This is a genomic window from Streptomyces sp. NPDC018964 (genome assembly GCF_044390325.1).
GTDB lineage: Bacteria > Actinomycetota > Actinomycetes > Streptomycetales > Streptomycetaceae > Streptomyces.
Genome location: NZ_JBIRYZ010000003.1, coordinates 414,091 through 423,414, shown reverse-complemented (window position 1 = coordinate 423,414; position 9,324 = coordinate 414,091). Strand labels below are relative to the sequence as shown.

Below are 9,324 nucleotides of genomic sequence, written 5' to 3'. Positions count from 1 at the left end.
CGCGAACCTGGAGGTGGGCCTCGGATGACGACCGACCATGTGGAGCCGGCGGTGCCGGGCGGGGAGTGCGAGCGGGAACCGGATCCGTCGGACAGCCTGCGGACGTTCGGGGCGGTCGTGCAGGCGCTGCGGGAGCACGCGGGGCTGAGCAGGGTGCAGTTCGGGGAGCTGGTCCGGTACTCCAAACACACGGTGGAGTCGGTGGAGTTGGGGCGGCGGATGCCGGACGCGTCCTTCGTGGAGCGGGCGGAGGAGGCGCTGGGGAACACGGGGGCGCTGCGGCACTCGGCTCGGTTTCTGACGCGGGGGGACGCGGGGCTGGCGGCCTGGTTTCGGCGGTGGGCGCGGCTGGAGCGCACCGCGGTGAGCCTCGGCACCTATGAGTGCCGGTTGGTGCCGGGGCTGTTGCAGTCGGAGGGGTATGCGCGGGCGGTCTTCGAAACCCGTATTCCACCCCTCTCCGGCGAACAGATGGAGGCGCAGGTGGCAGCTCGGATGGAACGGCAGGGCCTCATCCGGGAACTGCCCAACACCAGCTTCAGCTTCGTGATGGAGGAGTGCATCGTGCAGCGCCCTCTGGGAGGTGAGCATGTACTGCGCGACCAGTTGGACCACATTTTGGATCTCGCCAGGCTCCGTAACGTATCCGTGCAGGTCATGCCCACCCGCACTGTGTCCCATGAGGGTCTGGACGGCCCCCTGGCATTGCTGGAGACCCCGGAGGGGAGATCCTTGGCGTACTCCGAAGGGCAGGAGAGCGGCCGATTGATCGCTGATCCGAAGCAGGCTGCCGTCCTCCACCGGAGATATGCGACACTCCGCGCACAGGCCCTCACCCCTCACGACTCCGTGGGCCTGCTGGAGCGGATCAGAGGAGAACTATGAGCGGCACGCAACTGACCTGGTTCAAGTCCAGTTACAGCGGCACGGCTGGTGACAACTGCGTCGAGGTCGCCGTCACCGAACAGACCATCCACGTACGGGACTCCAAGGACGTGATGCGTCAGCCATTCACCGTGAGCCGGAACGGCTGGTCGCAGTTCGTCGCTTTCCTCGAGGACAACTGACACATGCCCAGGACCACGCAGCTGCGTACGTACACCGTTCGTGAAGGGCTGCTCGACGCATGGGTGGAGCGGTGGCGCGACGACATCGTGCCGCTGCGGCTGAAGCTGGGCTTCGAGATCGGCGGGGCCTGGGTGGACCGGGAGCGCAACCAGTTCGTCTGGCTGATCTCCTACGAGGGCCCGGAGACCTTCGCGGAGCGCAACACGATGTACTGGGCGTCGCCCGAGCGCGAGGCAATGGGCCTCGACCCGGACGACTACCTCCTGCACACCGACGACCGCACGGTCGAGCAGCGTTACTGATTCAGGCGGGATCCGGCGGCAGCAGGTGCTGCCGCCGCTCCTCCGCGTCCAGCGTGCGGAACACCCGCCCGCGCGCCCGCGCCTCCAACTGGTCGTAGTCGGGGTCCGCCGGCCATACCCGCGTGGTGCCGTCGGCGGACGCGGTGAGCAGCCGCGTACCCTCCCCGGACCACGCCACCGACATCACCTTGTCCCGGTGGACGCCGACGACGGCGAGTTCCTCGAACGTGGTGGCGGACCAGAGCCGCACCGTCCGGTCGTCCGAACCGGTAGCGACACGGCGGCCGTCCGGTGACCAGGCGACGGCCCGGACCCGTCCCTCATGCCCCTTCAGCACGTCGATGCGCCGACCGGTCACCGCGTCCCACACGGCGGCCGTCCAGTCACCGGAGACCGTGGCCACCCGAGCCTCGTCCGGGGACCAGGCCGCGTCCTCCACGTAGTTGCCGTGTCCGCGCAGCACGGTCAGTTGGGTGCCGTCGGCGGTGTCCCACAGGCGGCAGGTGCGGTCGTCGGAGCAACTGGCCAGTTTCCGCCCGCTCGGTGACCACGCCACGCGTCCCACCCAGTCCTGGTGCCCGGTCAGCTTCCGCAGCTCGGTGCCGTCGAGGGCGGACACGAGGCGTACGGTGCCGTCGTGGCCGCCGGTCGCGATCCGCCGGGCGTCGGGGGACCACGAGCAGCCCTCGACGGGCTCACCGCGCAGGTCGAACACCGTGCCGCCGGAGCCGTCCACCACACGCACCAGTCCGTCCGCGGTGCTGAGGGCGAGACGGTCGCCGTGCGGCGCCCACGCCACACTCCACACCCGCTCGCCCGGCATCGCCACCGGCCCGGCGGGTGCGCCGGAGTCCGCGCTCCAGATGCGTGCCGTCCCGTCGTCCGAGGCGGTGGCGAGGCGGGTTCCGTCACCGGACCACACCGCCTGGTTCACCGGCCCGTCGTGCCCCTGGACCAGAACGGACTCGGCTCCCCGCGGCCGGAGGTCCCACATCCGGCCGCTGCCGTCCGTCGACGCGGTGGCGAGCTGGGTGCCCGACGGCGACCACGCGACGGCCCACACCGTGTCGGTGTGGCCGCGCAGCACCGCGACCTCCTTCGCGTCCTCGGTGCTGACGACGCGCACCGTCCGGTCGGACGACGGGGAGGCGAGCAGCCGGCCGTCCGGTGAGAAGGCCGGGTTCCACACGTAGTCCGCGTGGCCGCGCAACAGCAGCCGCAGGGCGCCCGTGCGGGCGTCCCAGATCCGGGCGGTGTGATCGCCGGACCCGGTGGCCAGCGACTCTCCGTCCGGTGACCACGCGACGCCCTCGACGAACTCGGTGTGCCCGGTCAGGGTCGTCGCGGCCGCTCCCGTCGCCGCGTCCCAGACGATCACCGTCCGGTCGTGCGACGCGGTGGCCAGACGCGAGCCGTCAGGCGCCCAGGCCACGCCCCAGACGTCACCCGTATGGCCGCGCAGTTCGTGCACGAGCCGACCGCTGTCGGCCTCCCACACCCGGGCCACCTGGTCCTTGAACGTGGCGGCGATCCGCGTTCCGTCCGGCGACCACGCCACCCGCCGGCCGATGTCCCCGGCGCCGGCGAGCTGCCGGACCGGTTCACCGGACACGGCGTCCCAGACGCGTACGACCTGGTCGCGCCCGGCGGTGGCCAGCCGTGTCGAGTCGGGGGAGAAGGACACCGACTCGACCATGGCGCCGTCACACGGCAGCACCCGCAGCGAACGTCCCGACTCCGCGTCGTACACGCGGGCCGTCCCGTCCCTGGACGCGGTCGCCAGCAGTCGTCCGTCGGCGGACCAGGCGACGTCCCGGACGGTGTCCGTGTGACCGTCCAGCCGGGTCCGCAGATGACTCGCGGCCAGCGCCGTCATCAGCCCCCGCCGCGCGGCCGGAGTCGGCACGCACTCGCCGAGCGCGGCCAGGGAGAGCAGCAGCGCCCGCTCCGGTTCGGTCTCCGCACTGGCGAGCACCTGCCGGCCGATGCTCTCCGAGACACGGCCGAGGAAGGCCAGGTCCCGGCGCTGCGAGGCGTCGACGAGCGCACGGGCGGGAGCCGACGCCTGCCCGGCCTCTTCCAACGCGGCCAGCCACCGCTGGGCGACGGTGAGGCGCTCACCGGTGAGGAGGTAGTCCGCACTGCGTCCGGACCGTTCCCAGTCGGCGGCCCACCGCTCCAGCTCGGCCCGCTCCCGGAGCCGCTCCGCCCGCGCTTCCGCCTCCTGGCGCAGGGGCGCCCACTGCCGGAACAGCGCCTCGTGCGTCACCTCCGCGCACGCGTCCCGGTGTCCGTCCGCGTTCCCCGCGGTTCCCTCAGCGGCGTAGGACCGGATCAGGCGCGCCTCGATGAAGGCGTCCACCACGTACCGCTCCCGGTCGGTCAGCTCGGACAGCCGCACCGGACGGCGGGCGAGGTCCCGTTCCTCGACGGTGACGAACTTCAGCAGCACCCGCAGCGCGAAGTCGATGCCGCCCGGAGTACCGAGGGCGGCCACCGTGTTGTCGGCCTGCCGGGCCAGCGCCCCCGCCACGCCTCCGAGTTGCCGGTACGTCTCCTCGGTGATCGTGCCGCCCGGACCGCAGGCGAAGTACAGCTCCTGGAGGAGGTAGGCGAGCAGGGGCAGCGCGTCGTCCGTACCGGTGTCGTCCACGATGGTCTCGACGAGGCCGGGTTCGAACGAGATACCCACCAGCGCGCCCGGTCGCTCCACCACCTGGGCGAGCTGCGCCCGGCTCAACGTGCCGATGGCGACCGGGTGTTGTAGGAACGGCGCGTGTCCGGTCCCGAGCAGCCGCCCCAGCAGGTCCACCCGGCACGTGGCCAGGACCCGGACGGAGGACTCCTGCCGCAGACACACGTGCAGCGCTTCCAGGAACTGGGCCTGTTCCCGCTCACCCGCGAGGGTGACCAGCTCCTCGAACTGGTCGATGACGAGCAGCACCCGCTGGAACTGCCCGGTTCGTAACCGCGACAACTCGGCCGCGAGGCTCTCCGGCCCCTGCCGCAGCCGCCGCAGTACCGCGTCGGGTGTCTCCCGGCCGCCACCGGCCGCGGCCAGGGACGCGGCCAGTGCATGCAGGGGGTTCGGCCCCGGTGAGAACGTCGGCACGATCGTCCACCGGCGCCGACGCAACCGAGGCATGACCCCGGCCCGGACGAGCGACGACTTGCCGCTGCCGGACGCCCCCGTCAGCATCAGGAACCGGTCGGCGGGGCGGGTCGCGGAAGCATGCAGCCGGCGCGTCAGCTCGGCGGCCTGCGCCTCCCGGCCGAAGTAGACGGCCGCCTCGTCCTCGCCGAACGCGTCCAGCCCCGGATACGGAATCCGGTCACGCGGCCACTCCGACGGCGTGGGCGCCGGGTTCTCCAGCCGGTACACGACGACTTGCCCGACCACCATGGCGATGACCAGCAGCCCGATGGCCGGAACGGACCACTGCTGGATCATCTCCAGTGCCCAGGGCGCGTCGTCCTTGCTGGTGGCGTAGTTGGTGACGATGCCGAGAAGGCAGGCGACCAGCGCCAGCAGAATCTGCAACACGACTTGGAGGCGCTGCCTCATACGGCACCGGCCCCCTGCCGACCGGCTCGATACCTGCGCGGCACTGTCACGCCCCCGTTCCGTTCAGCAGTCAGTGCTCCTTCGTGTACCGGGGAGGTGCCCTGCCTGCGTATCGGTCGGTGCACGAGGAAGCGTGAGCATCATCTGCGGATGCAGGGGTGGTTTCAAGAACACCTGCGGTTATCAGCCATGCCCCCTCCGTCAGGGACACCTGGGCGGAGCGGGGCACGGGCGGACGCTACGGCCCCTCCGCAGATCAGAAGCCCGGAGTGTCGGGCGACTGCTGCTGTGGGGTCTGTGGGGAGTAGGAGATCACCTTCGGTCTCTTCTTCGCGGTGCGCTGACGGACGCGTACGGACCGGTCACGAGGCGTCTCCTCGCTCGTCTCGACCCCCAGTACGACGCTGTATCCCTCGCGGGCACGCTCCAGACTGAAGTCCCGCAACTGTTCGACGCTCGTTCCCACGGTCCCGACCAAGCCGAGCTTCACCAACTCCGCAAACTCTGAGGCGACGAGATAGCGGCCCACCCTTTCGTAACTGAAGAGGCGCCCACCCCTCCTCCCGCGCGTGCAGTCGTCTTCCAGAAGGATGCGAGCGTAGGAGAGGGGGATGTACATGCCGCGCACCAACTCGGAGGTAGGAACTGCTCCGTCCCGCCAGTGTGCGAACTTCAGGAAGCACGCGTCTTGTGAGAGGCGCCACTCGTGGGGATGCACAGGCTTCGAGCTGAGTTCTGCAACCCCTTCCAAACGGTCCATCTGGTCCAGGAGTTGCTTGTTCACCCGGTACTCCTTGTCCCGGGAGCCCAGGCGTTTGTACTGGACGAGGACGAAGCTGTGGGTGGGGTGATGGTAGTAGATCATGTCTGTGCCCAGTCGGTTCTCGACCAGAGTGGCATTGACGTTGACGACCTCGAGGCGGCGTCCGGCGGTGTCCTCCAGCACGTGGATGTCACATCGCACGTCATCGAGTCCTGGCCAGTCATCGAAGAAAAGAGGGGCCCCGCTGCCCAGGCCGGCGCGCACATCGTGGTCGATCAGGCTGTTCTCCACCGGGTCCGGGACAAGGCCCGCGAGGTACGGCGCATCCCGTGAGTCGGGGCGTCTCCAGGCAGATAGCGCGGAGTGAGGGAAGTCGGTCACCCGAGTCAGGGACTGGGCGGCATCCCGCTGCTCCTGCCATGCCCGGTCCGCTGCGTCGTCTACGTCGAAGATGACCGGGTTCAGATTGGCGAGCAGCCACTCGATGTACCGGGCCAACTCGGGGTGGTTCCGAAGGAGCGCTTCTTGGAGCGCCTGCCAGGCCCTCATGCCGATGTGTCCCGCGCTTCCGGTGAGGGCCCGCTCCACGTGTGCTCGGTGCGTCGAGGGAAGGGAGGCGAGGATTCCGCCGGGGCCGTCCAGAGCAACCGGCTCCGGACATCTGCGCATGGGTTCGATGGTGATGCTGCTGTCGACCGGCCCCACGGTGTTGAAGCGCTGTACCGATCCGATCCAGGTGATGAAGCGGCCGTGTTCGGAGAACTCCCTACGGCTGTTGTGGGAGGCATGCGTCCTGTTGTCGCACACCAGCAAGGCTAACCGGGTGCCTGTGTCGGACGTGTCGAGCCCTGTGGGCAGCCCTTTTGTGAAGCGCTCCGTGATGAGCCAGTCGCCTTCGTTCTCGGCCATTTGAAGCGAGGTGAGGGTCACTATGTACGTCACAGGCTGACCTTATCGGCGCCGCCGGCACGTGCAGGGGGTTCGGCCCCGGTGGGAACGTCGGCACAACCGTCCACCGACGCCCACATAACCGGGGCATCACCTCAAGTCAGCGGCCCGTACGCTTCGTCAGCGTACGGGCACGTTCGGTGGGCTGTACGAATGTCTTCCGGCCACTCTGGGCGTTCTCAGGGAGAAGGACCTGGCGTGTGAGCACCTGGAGGTGGGCCTCGGATGACGACCGAGCACGTGGAGCCGGCGGTGCCGGGCGGGGAGTGTGAGCGGGAGCCGGATCCGTCGGACAGCCTGAGGACGTTCGGGGCGGTCGTGCAGGCGCTGCGGGAGCACGCGGGGCTGAGCCGGGTGCAGTTCGGGGAGCTGGTCCGCTACTCCAAGCACACCGTGGAGTCAGTGGAGTTGGGGCGACGGATGCCGGACGCGTCCTTCGTGGAGCGGGCGGAGGAGGCGCTGGGGAACACGGGGGCGCTGCGGCACTCGGCGCGGTTCCTGACGCGAGGGGAGGCGGGGCTGGCGGCTTGGTTCCGGCGGTGGGCTCGGCTGGAGCGGGAGGCGGTGAGTCTGTGTACGTATGAGTGCCGACTCGTGCCGGGGTTGTTGCAGTCGGAGGGGTATACGCGGGCCGTGTTCGAGGGGACCGTGCCGGTGGCGCCCGACGAGCAGTTGGAGAACTTTATGGCCACGCGGATGGAGCGGCAGCGCATGCTGTTCGAGCGGCCTACGACGCCCTTCAGCTTCATCGTCGAGGAACATGTGTTCCGGCGGCGTTTCGGAGACGCGGAGCAGATGCGGGGCATGCTCGACCGGGTGTTGGAGCTGAGCGCGCCGCGCAATGTGACGTTGCAGGTCGTGCCGTTGGAGGCGGGGTTACATGCCTGTCTTGACGGCCCTCTTCAGCTGGTGGAGACACCGAGGGGGCAGCGCCTTGCGTACTCCGAAGGTCAGCAGAACGGCCGTCTCATCGCCGACCCGAAAGAGGTGAGTCTCCTCTACCAGCGTTATGACACACTGCGCTCGCAGGCCCTGAACGCCAAGGACTCGCGGGGTCTGTTGGAGCGACTCCGAGGAGAGCTATGAGCACGACGGAACTGGCGTGGTTCAAGTCCAGCTACAGCGGTAGCCAGGGGGACAGCTGCGTTGAGGTCGCCCTCACTGCACAGGCCGTCTGCGTCCGGGACTCCAAAGACGTGACGCGCCCCCACTTCGCCGTCGGGCGTGAAGAGTGGTTGCGGTTCGTGGGATTTGCGGCGGCGCGGGACTGACAGAGGCCGACTGTGGGGCGCGCAGTCGATGGATCGCCCCACAGTGGAGCGGTCGGCGCTCACTCAGTCTTCTGCATCGCTTTGCTTTTCGTCCTTGCGGAGGCGGCGGGCCCGCTCGGCAAACTCGCTGGAGAGCCTGCCTTTGACCGAGCTGGCCCGGTCGAGAGTCTCGTTGCTGAAGCTTCTCGCGGCACTGACGCCCTTCGCACCTGTCTCAAGCGCCTTGTCCTTCACCTCTACTGCCGCTTCCACCCATCGTCTTGTCTCCGACGACTGGCGACCGGACTCGATCCCGAGCCGTTCGTGGAAGTCGTGGACGCCGGTCACCACGTGGTTGCTCGACTGGACCACCACCGGAGACTTGGTCGGGTGGAGCAGTACCTTCGAGTTGGCCGCGTCGGCAGCCGCTTTCATACGGGCGACCAGACGCTCGGTGCTCCGCGAGATGACATCCAGCCGGTTCTGTCGGGCAGCCCGCAGCCCGAGTCGGTGCTCGTCCAGCTGATCCGGATGCGCGTCCAGTACCCGGTCTAGTTCGAGCACAGCGACCGCGTCCTGCAGTTGGAAGCAGCGAGCCAGAACGGCGAGCCACTCCCGAACCTTGGGTTCGACTTCCCTGACCGCTGCGGAGAGATCGCCGATCTTGGGCGTGGTCTCCAGCCTCTGTGTGAGAGCGTCGATTTGGCGCAACGCGTACGCCTGCGTCTCCGCGATCGTGGTCGGCGCGGTCTGTACCTTCGACCACGTGATGTCGGAGACCCGGCCCACCTGCTCTCGGATGGTCAGGGTCTCCTCGATCACGAGGTCTATGCCGATCATGCGGGACAGAACAGCGTCCTTTTGGGCGCGGAGTACGTCATCAACCTTCTTGTCGATCGTGGCGAGATAGTCGGTGATCTCCTCCATGGTCTGCTGCATGGAGGACTGCGACATGAGTCCTGCGACACCAGCCATACGTGCGGGGTTGGTCAGTAGTGAGCCGACCCCGTTTTCGATCTGGAGCCACTTCTTGATCGAACCGGGCTTCCCCACCATGGCGTGTCTGATGCCTGGCGTCTTGGTTTTCATCAGCCCGTACTCTTTGACACGCTCCGCGGACTCCTTGGTCAGCTTTACCCAGCGACCGGAGTTGGCGGCAATCTCCGAACCCGCTTGGGCGACTGCGGCCCCGGTACCGAAGACGGACTTGAGCCGTTGTACGCCAAGGTCCTTTGACGGCAATCCCTCCGAGATGAGGAAGCGTTCGACGTCCGTCGCGTTCCCGATGACCGCCAGTCCGTCGCCGTCACTGATCAGCTGGATCTCGTTGTCCATGGTCTGCTCCTGAAGTGGCTTATCGCAGTTGGAGGTGGTCGGGGTGCGCGCGGCGGTCACCGGGCCGGCCGGTGACCGCCGTCTGGACCACGC

Annotated in this window: 8 protein-coding genes; 5 read left to right on the top strand and 3 right to left on the bottom strand. The window is 68.6% G+C overall.

The genetic code is table 11. The features are described from left to right. The first annotated feature begins 24 nt into the window (after positions 1 to 24). The 3 genes from ACH5AO_RS07260 to ACH5AO_RS07250 are packed head-to-tail and all read left to right on the top strand — an operon-like array spanning position 25 to position 1,370. On the top strand, positions 25 to 885 hold the full coding sequence (locus ACH5AO_RS07260; protein ID WP_398922701.1) for a Scr1 family TA system antitoxin-like transcriptional regulator: 861 nt from the start codon (positions 25 to 27) through the stop codon (positions 883 to 885). After that, positions 882 to 1,067, top strand: coding sequence for a DUF397 domain-containing protein (locus ACH5AO_RS07255; protein ID WP_398922699.1), 186 nt, complete (start codon positions 882 to 884; stop codon positions 1,065 to 1,067). The genes ACH5AO_RS07260 and ACH5AO_RS07255 overlap by 4 nt, the downstream gene beginning before the upstream one ends. 3 nt (positions 1,068 to 1,070) lie before the next feature. Next, complete coding sequence (locus ACH5AO_RS07250; protein WP_398922698.1) at positions 1,071 to 1,370, top strand: NIPSNAP family protein; 300 nt, start codon at positions 1,071 to 1,073, stop codon at positions 1,368 to 1,370. A gap of 1 nt (position 1,371) precedes the next feature. Here the strand turns inward: ACH5AO_RS07250 and ACH5AO_RS07245 are convergent, their stop codons facing one another. Together ACH5AO_RS07245 and ACH5AO_RS07240 are read right to left on the bottom strand one after the other, a co-directional pair. Next, complete coding sequence (locus ACH5AO_RS07245) at positions 1,372 to 4,914, bottom strand: AAA family ATPase (RefSeq protein ID WP_398922695.1); 3,543 nt, start codon at positions 4,912 to 4,914, stop codon at positions 1,372 to 1,374. Positions 4,915 to 5,191: 277 nt separating this feature from the next. Further along, positions 5,192 to 6,640, bottom strand: a complete 1,449-nt coding sequence (locus ACH5AO_RS07240; protein WP_398922692.1) for a hypothetical protein — start codon at positions 6,638 to 6,640, stop codon at positions 5,192 to 5,194. 231 nt (positions 6,641 to 6,871) lie between these two features. Between ACH5AO_RS07240 and ACH5AO_RS07235 the strand changes: the two genes are divergently transcribed. Together ACH5AO_RS07235 and ACH5AO_RS07230 are read left to right on the top strand one after the other, a co-directional pair. Further along, on the top strand, positions 6,872 to 7,732 hold the full coding sequence (locus tag ACH5AO_RS07235; protein WP_398922690.1) for a helix-turn-helix domain-containing protein: 861 nt from the start codon (positions 6,872 to 6,874) through the stop codon (positions 7,730 to 7,732). Next, positions 7,729 to 7,917 carry a DUF397 domain-containing protein gene (locus tag ACH5AO_RS07230; protein ID WP_398922687.1) on the top strand — a complete coding sequence of 63 codons (189 nt, stop codon included), beginning with the start codon at positions 7,729 to 7,731 and terminating at the stop codon, positions 7,915 to 7,917. Before ACH5AO_RS07235 ends, ACH5AO_RS07230 begins: the two co-directional genes overlap by 4 nt. Positions 7,918 to 7,980: 63 nt before the next feature. On the opposite strand, the gene ACH5AO_RS07225 is transcribed toward ACH5AO_RS07230, so the two are convergent. Further along, complete coding sequence (locus ACH5AO_RS07225; RefSeq protein WP_398922684.1) at positions 7,981 to 9,231, bottom strand: hypothetical protein; 1,251 nt, start codon at positions 9,229 to 9,231, stop codon at positions 7,981 to 7,983. Positions 9,232 to 9,324 lie beyond the last annotated feature (93 nt).

Bases quoted from the DNA above. Each gene is read 5' to 3' on its own strand.
- ACH5AO_RS07250 (WP_398922698.1), top strand. From the start codon at position 1,071: ATGCCCAGGACCACGCAGCTGCGTACGTACACCGTTCGTGAAGGGCTG.
- ACH5AO_RS07260 (WP_398922701.1), top strand. From the start codon at position 25: ATGACGACCGACCATGTGGAGCCGGCGGTGCCGGGCGGGGAGTGCGAG.
- ACH5AO_RS07255 (WP_398922699.1), top strand. From the start codon at position 882: ATGAGCGGCACGCAACTGACCTGGTTCAAGTCCAGTTACAGCGGCACG.
- ACH5AO_RS07235 (WP_398922690.1), top strand. From the start codon at position 6,872: ATGACGACCGAGCACGTGGAGCCGGCGGTGCCGGGCGGGGAGTGTGAG.
- ACH5AO_RS07225 (WP_398922684.1), bottom strand. From the start codon at position 9,231: ATGGACAACGAGATCCAGCTGATCAGTGACGGCGACGGACTGGCGGTC.
- ACH5AO_RS07230 (WP_398922687.1), top strand. From the start codon at position 7,729: ATGAGCACGACGGAACTGGCGTGGTTCAAGTCCAGCTACAGCGGTAGC.